Annotated in this window: 16 protein-coding genes; 9 read left to right on the top strand and 7 right to left on the bottom strand. The window is 61.8% G+C overall.

What is annotated here, in order from left to right; all coding sequences use genetic code 11:
- Positions 1-46: 46 nt before the first annotated feature.
- The 3 genes from HX814_RS04205 to HX814_RS04195 all read left to right on the top strand — a co-directional run bounded on the left by HX814_RS04205 (position 47) and on the right by HX814_RS04195 (position 1949).
- A complete protein-coding gene (locus HX814_RS04205) occupies positions 47-1036 on the top strand; it encodes a 2-hydroxyacid dehydrogenase (protein WP_177008423.1) in 990 nt (329 codons plus the stop codon).
- Positions 1037-1107: 71 nt separating this feature from the next.
- Positions 1108-1548 (top strand): hypothetical protein, encoded by a 441-nt coding sequence (locus HX814_RS04200; protein WP_004371378.1) that lies wholly within the window; start codon positions 1108-1110, stop codon positions 1546-1548.
- Complete coding sequence (locus HX814_RS04195; protein ID WP_004371380.1) at positions 1545-1949, top strand: META domain-containing protein; 405 nt, start codon at positions 1545-1547, stop codon at positions 1947-1949. The genes HX814_RS04200 and HX814_RS04195 overlap by 4 nt, the downstream gene beginning before the upstream one ends.
- Before the next feature lie 118 nt (positions 1950-2067).
- Here the strand turns inward: HX814_RS04195 and HX814_RS04190 are convergent, their stop codons facing one another.
- Positions 2068-2529 carry a TlpA disulfide reductase family protein gene (locus HX814_RS04190; RefSeq protein ID WP_004371382.1) on the bottom strand — a complete coding sequence of 154 codons (462 nt, stop codon included), beginning with the start codon at positions 2527-2529 and terminating at the stop codon, positions 2068-2070.
- Positions 2530-2644: 115 nt separating this feature from the next.
- On the opposite strand from HX814_RS04190, the gene arsC reads away from it, so the two are divergent.
- From arsC to HX814_RS04175, 3 genes are read left to right on the top strand one after another with little or no spacing between them, the layout of a single operon-like run.
- On the top strand, positions 2645-2998 hold the full coding sequence (gene arsC / locus HX814_RS04185; RefSeq protein ID WP_008435325.1) for an arsenate reductase (glutaredoxin): 354 nt from the start codon (positions 2645-2647) through the stop codon (positions 2996-2998).
- The gene (gene wrbA, locus HX814_RS04180) at positions 2995-3609 is read left to right on the top strand and encodes an NAD(P)H:quinone oxidoreductase (RefSeq protein WP_004371390.1); all 615 of its coding nucleotides are present in this window, start codon (positions 2995-2997) and stop codon (positions 3607-3609) included. Before arsC ends, wrbA begins: the two co-directional genes overlap by 4 nt.
- Positions 3593-4012: a DUF2069 domain-containing protein gene (locus tag HX814_RS04175; protein WP_102604978.1), complete on the top strand. Its 420-nt coding sequence runs from the start codon at positions 3593-3595 to the stop codon at positions 4010-4012. The genes wrbA and HX814_RS04175 overlap by 17 nt, the downstream gene beginning before the upstream one ends.
- A 107-nt stretch (positions 4013-4119) precedes the next feature.
- Here the strand turns inward: HX814_RS04175 and HX814_RS04170 are convergent, their stop codons facing one another.
- Positions 4120-4791 carry a DNA-3-methyladenine glycosylase I gene (locus HX814_RS04170; RefSeq protein ID WP_177008424.1) on the bottom strand — a complete coding sequence of 224 codons (672 nt, stop codon included), beginning with the start codon at positions 4789-4791 and terminating at the stop codon, positions 4120-4122.
- A 67-nt stretch (positions 4792-4858) separates the two neighbouring features.
- Entirely contained in the window at positions 4859-5683 is an 825-nt protein-coding gene (gene ttcA, locus HX814_RS04165) for a tRNA 2-thiocytidine(32) synthetase TtcA (RefSeq protein WP_008435321.1), read from the bottom strand.
- A 362-nt stretch (positions 5684-6045) separates the two neighbouring features.
- Between ttcA and HX814_RS04160 the strand changes: the two genes are divergently transcribed.
- Entirely contained in the window at positions 6046-6648 is a 603-nt protein-coding gene (locus tag HX814_RS04160; RefSeq protein ID WP_004371402.1) for a Yip1 family protein, read from the top strand.
- 128 nt (positions 6649-6776) lie between these two features.
- Positions 6777-7271, top strand: a complete 495-nt coding sequence (locus tag HX814_RS04155; RefSeq protein ID WP_004371405.1) for a SprT family zinc-dependent metalloprotease — start codon at positions 6777-6779, stop codon at positions 7269-7271.
- 123 nt (positions 7272-7394) lie between these two features.
- Here the strand turns inward: HX814_RS04155 and HX814_RS04150 are convergent, their stop codons facing one another.
- Positions 7395-8576, bottom strand: coding sequence for a CaiB/BaiF CoA-transferase family protein (locus HX814_RS04150; protein ID WP_177008425.1), 1182 nt, complete (start codon positions 8574-8576; stop codon positions 7395-7397).
- Positions 8577-8725: 149 nt separating this feature from the next.
- The gene (locus HX814_RS04145; protein WP_008435307.1) at positions 8726-10060 is read right to left on the bottom strand and encodes a dicarboxylate/amino acid:cation symporter; all 1335 of its coding nucleotides are present in this window, start codon (positions 10058-10060) and stop codon (positions 8726-8728) included.
- A 337-nt stretch (positions 10061-10397) separates the two neighbouring features.
- On the opposite strand from HX814_RS04145, the gene HX814_RS04140 reads away from it, so the two are divergent.
- Positions 10398-11396: an AraC family transcriptional regulator gene (locus HX814_RS04140; RefSeq protein WP_003214223.1), complete on the top strand. Its 999-nt coding sequence runs from the start codon at positions 10398-10400 to the stop codon at positions 11394-11396.
- A gap of 129 nt (positions 11397-11525) precedes the next feature.
- On the opposite strand, the gene HX814_RS04135 is transcribed toward HX814_RS04140, so the two are convergent.
- Both HX814_RS04135 and HX814_RS04130 read right to left on the bottom strand, forming a co-directional pair.
- Positions 11526-12872 carry an ATP-binding protein gene (locus HX814_RS04135; protein ID WP_023659245.1) on the bottom strand — a complete coding sequence of 449 codons (1347 nt, stop codon included), beginning with the start codon at positions 12870-12872 and terminating at the stop codon, positions 11526-11528.
- Positions 12869-13546: a response regulator transcription factor gene (locus HX814_RS04130; RefSeq protein WP_003214228.1), complete on the bottom strand. Its 678-nt coding sequence runs from the start codon at positions 13544-13546 to the stop codon at positions 12869-12871. The genes HX814_RS04135 and HX814_RS04130 overlap by 4 nt, the downstream gene beginning before the upstream one ends.
- Positions 13547-13554: the final 8 nt, after the last annotated feature.

Genomic DNA, 13554 nt, shown 5'->3' with positions numbered 1-13554 from the left:
CCCCTCGCCACAAAATCAGCTTTCCATCATCAAGAAGGAATATTTGATGCGCATCATCCTCTTCAGCAGCCAGACCTACGACCGCGACAGCTTTCTCGCCCAACCGCTGCCCGAAGGCATGCAGCTGCAATTCCAGCCGGCCCGGCTGAACCTCGACACCGTGGCCCTGGCCGAACACCACGAAGTGGTCTGCGCCTTTATCAACGATGACCTCAGCGCTCCGGTGCTGGAGCAGTTGGCCAGCGGCGGCACCCGCCTGATCGCCCTGCGTTCCGCCGGTTACAACCATGTCGACCTGCCCGCCGCCAAGCGCCTGGGCCTGACCATCGTGCGGGTGCCGGCCTACTCGCCCCATGCGGTGGCCGAACATGCGGTCGCGTTGATCCTGGCCCTCAATCGCCGCCTGCACCGCGCCTACAACCGTACCCGCGACGGTGACTTCAGCCTGCACGGCCTGACCGGGTTCGACCTGGTGGGCAAGACCGTCGGCGTGGTCGGCACCGGGCAGATCGGCGCCACATTCGCCAAGATCATGGCCGGGTTCGGCTGCCAGTTGCTGGCGTACGATCCCTATCCCAGCCCGCAGATCGAAGCCCTCGGCGCCCGGTATGTGAGCCTGCCGCAGTTGCTGGGCGAATCGCAGATCATCAGCCTGCATTGCCCGCTGACGGCGGACAGCAAACACCTGATCAACGCCCAAAGCCTCGCCCATATGCAGCCCGGCGCGATGCTCATCAACACCGGGCGCGGCGGCCTGGTGGACACCCCGGCGCTGATCGACGCACTCAAGGATGGCCAGCTCGGCTATCTGGGGCTGGATGTGTATGAAGAAGAGGCCCAGCTGTTTTTCGAAGACCGCTCGGACCTGCCCCTGCAAGACGACGTATTGGCGCGCCTGCTGACCTTCCCCAATGTGATCATCACCGCGCACCAGGCCTTCCTGACCCGCGAGGCGCTGGGGGCGATTGCCGGCACCACCCTGGCCAACATCGCGGCGTGGGCTGGCGGGCAGGCGCAAAACCTCGTCGAAGGATGATCAGCGGTCACATAGCCGCGCCATGATGGGTAGCGGCGCATGATAGGATGCCGCGCCTATTTGGAGGATCCATGGCCGAACACGATTTCCGCTTCAGCTTGCTGAGCCCGCAACACACCCTGATCGAATGCCGCGCCCTGGTGCCGGGCCGTTATCAAGTCACCGGCAACGGTGGCTCGATCAAGAACGGCGACGTTCTGATCGTCACCCTGCGCGGCAGCAAAACCCTGTCGATGCGCCTGACCGTCGAAGGCGATGCGCGCTACTCCATCCGCCCGGCGGGCCAGTGGGTCGCCATGGCCCAGGGGCCGAAATTCGGCGAACTGGAGATTCACACCTGGAAGGTCAACTGCGACAGCTGCGACAACGTGCTGGAGTTTGAATTCGCAGTGGAAACCAAGCTGACCAAGGAACCGCTGCAACCGGCCGCCACTGCACGGGTTACCGAGTTGGGCTGGGCCACCCTGGGTGACAAGCACCGCTGCCCGAAATGCCAGCAGGCCGCGCAATGAAAGCCCTGCTGATGCTGGCCGTGCTGGGTGCAGGCCTTGCGGGCTGCGCCAGCGACGAGGTCAAGCTCAAGCAGGATCACAGCTACGTGGTGGAATGGATCGGTGAGCGGCCGCTGATGGATTACGCCCACCTGACCGTGACCCTCGGCGCCGATGGCCGGGCCTATGGCAATGGTGGCTGCAACCATTGGTTTGCGCCCTACACCCTGGACGGCGACAAGCTGAGCTTCGGCAAGGTCGGCAGCACCCGCAAACTCTGCGCCGAAGCGCTGATGGAGCAGGAGCACCGCTTCTTCCAGGCCCTGCAGGGCGTGCAGCGCTGGGACATTTCGCCGATCGAACAGACCCGCTTCTGGCCGGCGGATGGCAAGCCGTTGCGGTTGTGGCTGGAAGAAGGCTGATCTGTAAGGCGCAGCAGGTTTAAATGTGGGAGCGGGCTTGCTCGCGAAAGCGGTGGATCAGTCGATGTATCCGGTGACTGTCACACCGCATTCGCGAGCAAGCCCGCTCCCACATTTTTTATCCGCGCAACGCCTTGAGCTTGGCCAACACCCCTTCCGCCGTCTGCTCACCCATCAGTTGCTCACGCACCTTGCCCTTGTCATCGATGATGTAGGTCACCGGCAAGGCTTCACTGCGGGGAATGTCGAAGATCCCGTCCGGGTTCTGCGCCAGTACGGTGAACTTGATGCCCAGCTTCTCGCTGGCGCTCTTGAGCTCTTCACCCTGGACGTTGTCGAAATTCACCCCGAACACCCCCACCGACTGGCCCTTGAGCTGTTCGGCCAAGGCGTTGAGTTCCGGGATTTCGGTACGGCAAGGGCCACACCATTCGGCCCAGTAGTTAACCACCAGCCATTGCTTGTCCAGGCGTTCGGCGGCCACTTTCTGACCATATTGGTCAACGCCATAATCATTGCCACAGCCGCTGAGCAGCAGTGTGCCGATGATTGCCAATGCGCCTAACAGTCGCCTCGTCATGGGGTAATCCTTCGTAAAAATGAACGTTGGCTGCGGCCTATCGCCTCTCATGGTTTAAGGACGCGGCGCAGCGCGGGTAGAATACCCGCCACCTTACGCAAGATGCGACCCGCACATGACCGATCTGACGCTTTATCACAACCCGCGCTGCTCGAAATCCCGCGGTGCGCTCGAACTGCTGGAAGCCCGTGGCCTCACACCGACGGTGGTGCGCTACCTGGAAACCCCGCTCGACGCCGCGCAATTGCAGGCCCTGCTGGGCAAGCTGAACATCAGCGCGCGGCAACTGCTGCGTACCGGCGAGGACGAATATAAAACCCTCAACCTGGGTGACACCAGCCTCAGCGAAGCACAGTTGATCGCTGCCATCGCCGCTCATCCGAAACTGATGGAGCGCCCGATCCTCGCCACCGCCGACAAGGCCGTGATCGGCCGCCCACCGGAGAACATCCTGGAGCTGGTTTCGTGAGTGCGCCATATGTGCTGGTGTTGTATTACAGCCGCAACGGTTCAGTCAGCGAAATGGCCCGGCAGATTGCCCGGGGCATCGAGCAAGCCGGGCTTGAGGCGCGGCTGCGCACCGTGCCGGCCATCTCCAGTGAATGCGAGGCCGTGGCGCCGGACATTCCGGTCGACGGCCCGCTGTACTGCAGCCTCGACGACCTGAAGAACTGCGCAGGCCTGGCGCTGGGCAGCCCGACCCGTTTCGGCAACATGGCCGCGCCGCTCAAGTACTTTCTCGACGGCACCAGCAACCTGTGGCTGACCGGCGCCCTGGTCGGCAAGCCGGCGGGTGTGTTCACCTCCACCGCCAGCCTGCACGGCGGCCAGGAGACCACGCTGATGTCGATGCTGCTGCCGCTGCTGCACCACGGCATGCTGATCACCGGACTGCCCTACAGTGAACAGGCGCTGCTCGACACCAAGGGCGGCGGTACGCCTTATGGCGCCAGCCACCATTCCGGTGCCGACGGCAAGCGCGCACTGGATCAACACGAGATCGCCCTGTGCCGCGCCCTCGGCCTGCGCCTGGCGAAGACCGCTGCGCTACTGGAGAACGGCCGTGGCCAGGAAGCCTAAGGTACTGCCGCCCCAGGCCTGGCTGGAGCCACGGGTCAAGGCGATGCGGGCGTTGAGCCTGCTGGCGTTCCTGGGATTGGTGGGGCTGCTGTGTGCCTACTACCTGGCGTTCGCCGATCTGCATGGCGCGCGGCCGTGGGTGATTCTGCTGATCGAGTTGGTGCCGCTGCTGTTGCTGGCGCCGGGGATGATCCTGGGCAGCGCGCGCGGGCATTCATGGATGTGCTTTGTGGTGAACCTGTATTTCATCAAGGGCGCGCTGGCGGCCTATGACCCGAACCGGCAGTGGTTTGGTGTGCTCGAGATGCTGGCGAGCCTGGCGGTGTTCTGCACGGCGTTGATGTATGTACGGTACCGGCATCAGCTGAATCGGCGGTTGGCGGGGGAAGGATTGCCTGCCTGATGCTTTTGTAGTGCCTGACCTGCCGCTATCGCAGGCAAGCCAGCTCCCACAGAGGAATGCATTCCAAGTGTGGGAGCTGGCTTGCCTGCGATGGCATCAACCCGGTATCAATGATTCACGGTGTAAGCCAGCATCATCGACAACTGGCACATCGGCCGCCCGCTCTCGGCATGCCACTGGTTGAATGCGCCCTGCACCGTGGCCAGGTCCCGCAGGCTGGTGGGCACCTTGTCGACGATCTTCTGCGCATTCAGCGCCGCCACCACGTCATAGCTCGGCACGAACGTGTCCTTGCCCACCATCCGCAAAAAGCGCGGCGCCGACAGCCCGCCCAACTGGTGGCCGTGCTTGCTCAGGTACTTCCACAGGCCGACGATATCGGTCACCGGCCAGTCGGCAATAAACCCGCCGAAGCTGCCTTTTTCCTTCTCGACATCCAGAATCATCTGCGCATTGCGCGGCACGCTCTTGAGCTTGCCCAGGTGACGGATGATGCGCGTGTCCTGCATCAGCCGCTCCAGGTGCTCGGCGCCCATGAGTACGACTTTTTCCGGGTCAAACCCAAAGAACACCTGCTCGAAGGCCGGCCACTTGGCGTCCACCACGCTGTGCTTCAGGCCGGCGCGAAACACCCGCAGCGACAAGGTCGACAGGTAGCGGTCATCGCTGATCTTGCGCAGTTTCGCCGGGGTCAGGGGCACAGGCAGGTGGGCTTCCAGCTCGGCCGCCGAACCAAACCGGTTCAGACAATATTCGTGCAGCCACTTGTAATCGCGCATGCCCTCTCCTAAGGATTGAAATGAAAACGGCGCCCAGGAGCGCCGTCTGTCAGAGCGGTGAAAACACTCAGAGGTTCACTACGTTGACGAAGCGCGACGCCGCACTTTCGTCGATACGCAGGCTGGTGAAGTCGAACAGGTTACGGTCAGCCAACTGCGACGGCTGCACGTTCTGCAAGCTGCGGAAGATGCTGTCGACGCGGCCCGGGGTCTTGCGGTCCCAATCCTGGAGCATGTCCTTGACCACCTGGCGCTGCAGGTTTTCCTGGGAGCCGCAGAGGTTGCACGGGATGATCGGGAATTGCTTGAGGTCGGAGTAGGCCTGGATGTCCTTCTCATGGCAGTACGCCAGTGGGCGGATCACCACGTTGCGCCCGTCATCGGCCCGCAGCTTGGGCGGCATGGCCTTGAGGCTGCCGTTGAAGAACATGTTGAGGAAGAAGGTTTCGACGATGTCATCGCGGTGATGACCGAGGGCCATCTTGGTCGCGCCGATTTCGTCGGCAAACGTATAGAGCGTGCCACGGCGCAGGCGCGAGCACAGCGAGCAGGTGGTCTTGCCTTCCGGGACCAGCTCCTTGACCACCGAATAGGTGTCTTTCTCGACGATGTGGTACTCGATCCCCAATTCCTTGAGGTAGGCCGGCAGCACATGCTCGGGAAAACCCGGCTGCTTCTGGTCCATGTTCACGGCAACGATGTCGAACTTGATCGGCGCGACCTTTTGCAGGTGCATCAGCACGTCGAGCATGGTGTAGCTGTCCTTGCCGCCGGACAGGCAGACCATGACCTTGTCGCCCTCTTCGATCATATTGAAATCGGCGACTGCCTCGCCGGCCAGGCGACGCAGGCGTTTTTGCAGTTTGTTCTGGTTGACCGTAAGAGTGCCCATGGCGCTTGGATCCGCGAAAGGTGTGTGACGAAAAGCCGGGTATTTTACCGGGATGGACGACCGAGTTCCAATGTGGGAGCGGGCTTGCTCGCGAACGCGAAGTGTCATTCGCCAGGTGTTTAGCTGACAGACCGCATTCGCGAGCAAGCCCGCTCCCACAGTTGACCGCATTCCAATCAACAGACCCCGCCGCGATTAAGCCCAATGTTTACAGCGCAATTTGCTCTAAAGCCCCACACTTTTTCCGGTCATCACTTCCTATACTGCGACATAAGGTCGCACATATATCCAGACCTTTCAGGCCAATTGGCCCGTGGGCGCTCCGCTGGGGGGCGATGGTAATAACGACAGGAGTGACTGGCATGATCCATCACGTCGTGGGACTTTTCACCCACCCCGATCAGGAATGGCGGGAAATTCGTGGCGATAAAGAAGAAAGCATCGGCCACATGTACCTCACCCACACGCTGATTCTAGCGGCCATCCCCGCTGTCTCAGCCTTTATCGGTACCACTCAGGTGGGTTGGGTCATCGGCAGCCGCGCCCCGGTGATGCTGACGGTGGAAAGCGCGTTGTGGATGACCCTCATGTCCTACGCGGCGATGCTCGGCGGCGTGGCGGTGATGGGCGCGTTCATTCACTGGATGGCCCGCACCTATGACGCCAACCCCAGCATGGCGCGCTGCGTGGCGTTTGCCACCTACACCGCGACACCGCTGTTTATCGGCGGGCTGGCGGCGCTGTACCCGCATATGTGGCTGGGCATGGTGGTGGGCACGGCGGCCATTTGCTACACGGTGTATCTGCTGTACGTGGGGCTGCCGACCTTCATGAACATCCACCCGGACGAGGGCTTCCTGTTTTCCAGCTCGGTACTGGCGGTAGGCCTGGTGGTGCTGGTGGCGATCATGGCCTTTACCGTGATCGTCTGGGGGCTGGGCGTAGGCCCGATCTACACCAACTGACGCGGTTTACCCGCAGGAAAAGCCACCGCAAGGTGGCTTTGTGCGTTATGCATGACCATTCGGCGCCTGACAGATTCGGATACACCCTTGTTTGCGGCATACTGGACATCTCTGGAGATATGTACAGCATGCCCGAGCAACTCAATACCCGCGTCGAAGATTGTTTCCTGCAAGCCGAATCCTTTTTCAAACGAAGCTTCAAACGCCCTCAGGTCAGCCTCAAGCTGCGGGGCCAGAAGGCCGGTGTCGCGCATTTGCACGAGAACCTGCTGCGCTTCAACCCGCAGCTCTACCGTGAAAACAGCCAACACTTCCTTAAACAGACAGTCGCCCATGAAGTGGCGCACCTGATTGCCCACCAATTGTTCGGCGAGCGCATCCAGCCCCATGGCGAGGAATGGCAGTTGATCATGCGTGGGGTTTACGAACTGCCGCCGGACCGCTGCCACACCTATGAAATCCAGCGGCGGCGCGTCACGCGGTATATCTACCGCTGTCCGTGTGCCGACAGTGACTTCCCGTTTTCGCCCCAGCGTCACGGGTTGGTGGGCCAGGGGCGGCGGTATTTGTGCCGCAGGTGCCGGCAGACTTTGGTGTTTACCGGGGAAACCCGCGTCGAGTGAGGTTTGTGGTGCTTGTATGGCCCTCTTCGCGAGCAAGCCCGCTCCCACATTTGATCGCATTCCAACGATGGAACTCGGTTGAATGTGGGAGCGGGCTTGCTCGCGAAGGGGCCGGCCCAGGCGCTACTGAATCACCTTGGCACGCCGCAAATCATCTATCTGCTGAGCACTGAAGCCCAACTCCGCCAACACCTCATCGCTGTGAGCGCCCACCGCCGCGCCTATGTGCCTGGCCGCCGGCAAGCCCTCGGAAAACTTCAGCGGGCAGGCCATTTGCGCCTGGCTGGAACCATCGCCCCGCGGCACCTGGCTGACCAGCTCCCGGGCTTTCAACTGCGGGTGTTCAACGGCCTCGCTCAGATTCAGCACCGGCTCGACACACGCATCAATCCCGGCAAACAGCTCACACAGCTCATCAAAGCTACGTTTCTCGAACTCGACCTGCAGCGCCAGCTTGAGGGCTTTCTGCTGCTCGGGTTTGGGCGATAGGCCCATTGCCGCCAATTCAGGGCGGCCAAGGGCCGTACACAACTGCTGCATAAACGCCGGCTCCAGACTGCCCACCGACAACCAGCGTCCTTCCCGCGAGCGGTAATAGTCATAGAAGCTGCCGCCATTAAGCACCTGGTTCTCCCACCCAGGCTCCACGCCGCACGCCAGGTAACCCGCGCCGGCCATGGCATTCAGGCTGAAGGCGCAGTCGGTCATGCTCACGTCCAGGTACTGCCCCACCCCACTGTGCTGCCGGGCAATCACCGCCGCCAGCAAACCGATCACCGCGTGCAACGAGCCGCCCCCCACATCCGCCAACTGCACACCCAAGGGCAACGGCCCGCTGTCCTGGCGCCCGGTGTAGCTGGCAATGCCTGCCAGGGCCAGATAATTGATGTCATGGCCGGCGCGATCCTTGTAGGGGCCGGTCTGGCCGTAACCGGTGATGGAGACGTAGATCAGCTTTGGGTTGATCGCCTTCAACGCCTCGTAACCCAGGCCCAGGCGCTCCATGACCCCGGGGCGGAACTGCTCGAGGACGATGTCGTAGTCCGCCACCAGTTGCCGCACGATCGCCACCGCCTCGGCCTGTTTGAGGTCCAGGGCCAGGCTGCGTTTGTTGCGGTTCAGATAGGCATGGCTGGCCGACACGCCCTGGTCATGGGGCGGCAGTACTCGCAGCAGGTCCATCCGTGTGGGGGATTCGATGCGCAACACCTCGGCGCCCATGTCGGCCAGCAGCAACGAGGCGAACGGCCCCGGCAGCAAGGTGGAGAAATCCAGTACTTTGAGGGACGCCAAGGGACCTGACATGCGGACTCCGATTCCGATTCGATTGGCCACAGAGTAGGCAAACCCGGCGGTCGGCGGCAATCACATAAACCATCATCCGAAGTGACTGATGCTTCCCGAAGGCATAAAAAAACCCATCCGAAGATGGGTTTTTCACAAACGCTGCAGCCTTACTTGACGGCAGTTGGAGCCGGGCCTTCGGCCACGCCCAGGTCGTCTTCTTCACGGGTGTCGGAGATACCGCGACCACCGGAAGCCAGTTCGACTTTCAGCTTGTCTTCGTCCAGTTCCTTGACCCACTTGGCCACAACCAGGGTTGCAACAGCGTTGCCAACCAGGTTGGTCAGTGCGCGGGCTTCGGACATGAAGCGGTCGATACCCAGGATCAGCGCCAGGCCGGCAACCGGCAGGTGGCCAACAGCCGACAGGGTAGCGGCCAGTACGATGAAACCACTACCGGTCACGCCAGCAGCGCCCTTGGACGACAGCAGCAGTACCAGCAACAGGGTGATCTGGTGGGTGATGTCCATATGGGTGTCAGTCGCCTGGGCGATGAACACGGCAGCCATGGTCAGGTAGATCGAAGTACCGTCCAGGTTGAAGGAGTAGCCAGTCGGGATAACCAGGCCGACTACCGACTTCTTGGCGCCCAGGCGTTCCATCTTGATCAGCATGCGTGGCAGTGCGGATTCGGACGAGGAAGTACCCAGTACGATCAGCAGTTCTTCACGGATGTAGCGGATCAGTTTCAGGACGCTGAAGCCGTGTGCGCGGCAGATGGCGCCCAGCACCAGCACCACGAACAGGATGCAGGTGATGTAGAAGCAGATCATCAGCTGACCAAGCTGCACCAGCGAACCTACACCGTAGGCACCGATGGTGAACGCCATAGCGCCCAGGGCACCGAGTGGCGCGAGCTTCATGATCATGTTGATGATGTTGAACATCACGTGGGCGAAACGATCGATGAAGTCCAGCACCGGCTTGCCGTAGGCACCCAGGCGATGCAGGGCGAAACCGAAGATCACCGAGAACATCAGCACTTGCAGGATGTCACCGGTAGCGAACGCGCCAACGATAGTGTTCGGGATCACGTTCAGCAGGAAGCCAACGATGCTCTGGTCGGCACCGGCAGTCACGTAGGCCGCGACTTTGGAGGCGTCCAGGGTAGCCACGTCGATATGCATGCCGGCGCCCGGTTGCACGACGTTGACCACGACCAGGCCGATCAGCAGGGCGATGGTGGAGACGATTTCGAAGTACAGCAGCGCGTAGCCGCCGGTCTTGCCGACCGATTTCATGCTTTGCATGCCAGCGATGCCGCTGACAACGGTGCAGAAGATGATCGGGGCGATGACCATTTTGATCAGCTTGATAAAGCCGTCACCCAGTGGCTTGAGGGCCACGCCGGTCTGCGGGTAGAAGTGACCGAGCAAAATACCGATAACGATTGCAACGATCACCTGGAAATACAGGGATTTGTACAGTGGCTGACGAGTCGTCATTGCAAAGTTCCTCAATCGTCCCGTGTGGCAAATATCCGCCATTGCCCACGACACTTGAATTGCGAACCCTCCTGCACTGGAGGGATTTGTTGTTTGAGAGCCTGCTCGAGGCGGTCTCCCTGCGCTCTGTATCGCAAGCGTCGTGCCACTTCTGCTGAAACTCCCTGAAGGCCTTTAGAGATCAGCGCTCGGGCGATTTCCAGCTTAAGGTTATGCCTACAGACAGTGGCGGATTTCCGCCTGCTCACCTGATCTCGTCCTACAATTTGGCGGATATCCGCCTTGTTGCACCCGCCCGGGGTGGCTAACATCCGCCACTCAATGGACGAGGCCCCTCATGCGTGAACGAACCATCGCCAGTCACTACGCCCGAGCCGCCCTCGGCGGTGCTCGCCGGGCCGGCTACGATTATTCGGGCCTGCTGCAGCAGGTCGGCATCACTGCGGAACTGCTGAGCGAGCCCCGCGCCCGCATCGCCCCCGAGCAATTCACCCAGTTGTTGCAAATGCTGTGGCTGGCGCTGGATGACGAATACCTGGGCTTCGCCGAAGGCCCGAGCAAGCGCGGCACCTTCGCTATGATGTGCCACGCGCTGATTCACTGCCGCACCCTGGAGAAGGCTCTGGAACGCGGCTTATTATTTTATAGCCTATTCCCGCAGGGTCCGCGCTGGCGTCTGACACGTGAAGGGGAAATGGCCCGCCTGAGCCTGGACGATTCGCAACTCTGGGACCCGGATCACTTCCTCAGCGAATGCCTGCTGGTGATCTGGCACCGCCTCGGCAGTTGGCTGATTGGCCAGCGCATCCGCCTGCACCAGGCCACCTTCAGCTACCCGACGCCGCCCCACGCCGGTGAGTACGACTTGCTGTTCCCCTGCCCACAGGTATTCGCGGCGCCCACCAGCAGCCTGGTGTTCCCCAGCCGCTACCTGAGCCTGCCGTTGTTGCAGGACGAGCGCACCCTCAAGCATTTCCTCGAACGCTCCCCGGCCGACCTGCTGTCGCGGCCGGATGAAGGCGACAGCCTGAGCAGCCAGTTGCGCCGCCTATTGAGCCGCGACCGCACGCCCTGGCCCGACCTCGAAGCCGTCGCCCAGCACCTGCATATCAGCCCGCAGACCCTGCGTCGGCATTTGCGGGAGGAAGGCACCAGCTTTCAGGCGCTCAAGGATGAGTTGCGCCGGGACATTGCGATCTATCATTTGGGGCGGGCGGATTTGTCGTTGCAGGAAATCGCCGAGCAGCTGGGGTTTTCCGAACCGTCGGCGTTTCATCGGGCGTTCAAGAAGTGGACCGGGTTGACGCCGGGGGCCTATAGAGCACAAGAAACCTAGGTGTGTATTGATGCGACTGGCCTCTTCGCGAGCAAGCCCGCTCCCACATTTGACCGAGTTCCACCTTGGGAATGCCATCGAATGTGGGAGCGGGCTTGCTCGCGAAGAGGCCGGCACAGCCAATAAAGATCAAACAGCCGGGAAGTGGATCTTGAACGCAGCCCCACCCAGCGGTGAATCCCCAAGGGTCAGCCGGGCGCCATAGCTTTCAATGATGTCCTTGACCACCGCCAGGCCAATCCCCTGCCCCGGATGCTGGCGGTCGAGCCGCTCGCCCCGCTGCAGGATGCGCGCACGCTGGTCCGGCGGCACGCCGGGGCCATCGTCTTCGATGCACAACTCGGTGCCCTCCAGGCTTTCCTGCAAGGTGATGCGCACTTCGCTCAGGCACAGGCGATAGGCGTTCTCCAGCAAGTTGCCGAGCAGTTCCAGCAAGGCGCCCTTCTCGATCGGCACGTCGCATTCGTCCGGCAATTCAAAGGCGACCTTCACGCCCTTATCGCGATAAACCTTGTCCAGCGTGTCACACAGGCTTTGCAGCACCGGCTCCAGCCGCACCTGGTGGCGCACCAGGCCGCTTTTACGCAGGCTGGCGCGCTGCAATTGGTAGCTGATCTGCTGGCTCATGCGTTCGATCTGCGATTGCAGTACCCAGGCCTGGTCCCGATCTTCGGGGCGCTGGGCCATGTCTTCACTCACGCCTTGCAGCACCGCCAACGGGGTTTTCAGGCTGTGGGCCAGGTCATCCAGGGAATCGCGGTAACGGGTGCGTTGCTCCCGCTCGCTGTGGAGCAACCGGTTCAGGGAGCCGGTCAGGCGCAGCAGCTCGCGCGGGTGTTGCTCGCTGAGGCTTTCCCGGGTACCGCCTTCGATTTCATCCAGTTCCTGGCTCAGCCGGCGCAGCGCCTGCAGGCCCCAGGTCAGGCCCAGCCACAACAGGGTCAGCAGCACCAGCAAGGCGGCGCCGAAGCCCAGGTAGAGGTTTTCCCGCAGGCCTTCGAGGGTCAGTTGGTATTCACGCACCGGTTGCAGGGCGACGATACTGAACGCCGCGCTCTTGCCGCCCAGCAGCTTGACCTCGACGTCATAGACAAAAAATTCCTGGCCGTTGGCCTCGCGGATCCGCGCAAATTCGTTACCGCGCCCGTCATAGCGCGGCTTGTAGTTGATGTTTTCTTCCTGGGTGGCGCGCGACCGCCAGACCAGATGGCCTTCGCGGTCATAGATGTAGCCCAGCAGGCGGCTGTCGGTGAGGTTGAAACGCTCGTCTGGCAACTGCGCGGGCATCAGCAGGCGATTGTTTTCAACCCGGGCAGCCGAAATCAGCGTCGTGACATCCGACGCCAGGCGCTGCTCGATGGAGTCCTGCAGGGCCAGGCTGAAGGCGCCCTGCATGGCCGGCAACAAGGCCAGCATAAACAGCACGGCCAGGATGGTGGCCGCGAGCATCAAACGTACACGTAGCGAGCGAATCAACGGCAGCGCTCATTGAACAGGTAGCCCAGGCCACGCACGGTGTCGATCGGCTTGAAACCCGCCGGGCCTTCCAGCTTGCGGCGCAGGCGGCCCACCAGCACTTCGATTACGTTCGGATCACGCTCGTCGTCATCGGGGTAGAGCTGTTCCATCAGGCGGTCCTTGGCGACCACTTGCTGGTGATGCCGCATCAGGTATTCGAGGATGCGGTATTCGTAGGCGGTCAGCGCCAGTGGCTGTTCGTCGAGGGACGCCTGCTTGCGATTGAGGTCCAGCAGCAACGGCCCGGCGACGATGGTGGATTGGGTGAATCCGCTGGAGCGGCGCAACAGTGCGTTCATCCGCGCTTCCAGCTCTTCGAACTGGAACGGCTTGACCACGTAGTCGTCGGCACCCGCTGCCAGGCCTTCGACCTTGTCCTGCCAGTTGCCACGGGCGGTCAGGATCAGGATCGGGAAGGTCTTGGCCTGGGCGCGCAATTGGCGGATCAGGTCCAGGCCGCCCATGCCGGGCAGGCCCAAATCGATGATCGCCAAGTCGTGGTTGAATTGCCCGGTCTGGTACAGCGCCTCTTCGGCGTTGGCGACGGCCTCGACCACGTGACCGCTGTCGGTAAGGCGGGTCAACAGGTGATGGCGCAGCAACGCCTCATCTTCGACAACCAGCAATTTCATAAAGCTCT

The organism is Pseudomonas sp. C8002, from assembly GCF_013385765.1.
In the GTDB taxonomy this organism is placed as follows: Bacteria; Pseudomonadota; Gammaproteobacteria; order Pseudomonadales; family Pseudomonadaceae; genus Aquipseudomonas.
The sequence above is the reverse complement of the archived record's forward strand: the minus strand, read 5'-3'. Positions and strand labels throughout refer to the sequence as shown.

What these genes read in the sequence shown, in the direction of transcription:
- HX814_RS04190 (WP_004371382.1), bottom strand. Translation starts at nt 2,529, where the DNA reads ATGACGAGGCGACTGTTAGGCGCATTGGCAATCATCGGCACACTGCTG.
- HX814_RS04200 (WP_004371378.1), top strand. Translation starts at nt 1,108, where the DNA reads ATGGCCGAACACGATTTCCGCTTCAGCTTGCTGAGCCCGCAACACACC.
- HX814_RS04170 (WP_177008424.1), bottom strand. Translation starts at nt 4,791, where the DNA reads ATGCGCGATTACAAGTGGCTGCACGAATATTGTCTGAACCGGTTTGGT.
- HX814_RS04130 (WP_003214228.1), bottom strand. Translation starts at nt 13,546, where the DNA reads ATGAAATTGCTGGTTGTCGAAGATGAGGCGTTGCTGCGCCATCACCTG.
- HX814_RS04145 (WP_008435307.1), bottom strand. Translation starts at nt 10,060, where the DNA reads ATGACGACTCGTCAGCCACTGTACAAATCCCTGTATTTCCAGGTGATC.
- arsC (WP_008435325.1), top strand. Translation starts at nt 2,645, where the DNA reads ATGACCGATCTGACGCTTTATCACAACCCGCGCTGCTCGAAATCCCGC.
- HX814_RS04160 (WP_004371402.1), top strand. Translation starts at nt 6,046, where the DNA reads ATGATCCATCACGTCGTGGGACTTTTCACCCACCCCGATCAGGAATGG.
- HX814_RS04140 (WP_003214223.1), top strand. Translation starts at nt 10,398, where the DNA reads ATGCGTGAACGAACCATCGCCAGTCACTACGCCCGAGCCGCCCTCGGC.
- HX814_RS04205 (WP_177008423.1), top strand. Translation starts at nt 47, where the DNA reads ATGCGCATCATCCTCTTCAGCAGCCAGACCTACGACCGCGACAGCTTT.
- HX814_RS04155 (WP_004371405.1), top strand. Translation starts at nt 6,777, where the DNA reads ATGCCCGAGCAACTCAATACCCGCGTCGAAGATTGTTTCCTGCAAGCC.
- HX814_RS04195 (WP_004371380.1), top strand. Translation starts at nt 1,545, where the DNA reads ATGAAAGCCCTGCTGATGCTGGCCGTGCTGGGTGCAGGCCTTGCGGGC.
- ttcA (WP_008435321.1), bottom strand. Translation starts at nt 5,683, where the DNA reads ATGGGCACTCTTACGGTCAACCAGAACAAACTGCAAAAACGCCTGCGT.
- HX814_RS04150 (WP_177008425.1), bottom strand. Translation starts at nt 8,576, where the DNA reads ATGTCAGGTCCCTTGGCGTCCCTCAAAGTACTGGATTTCTCCACCTTG.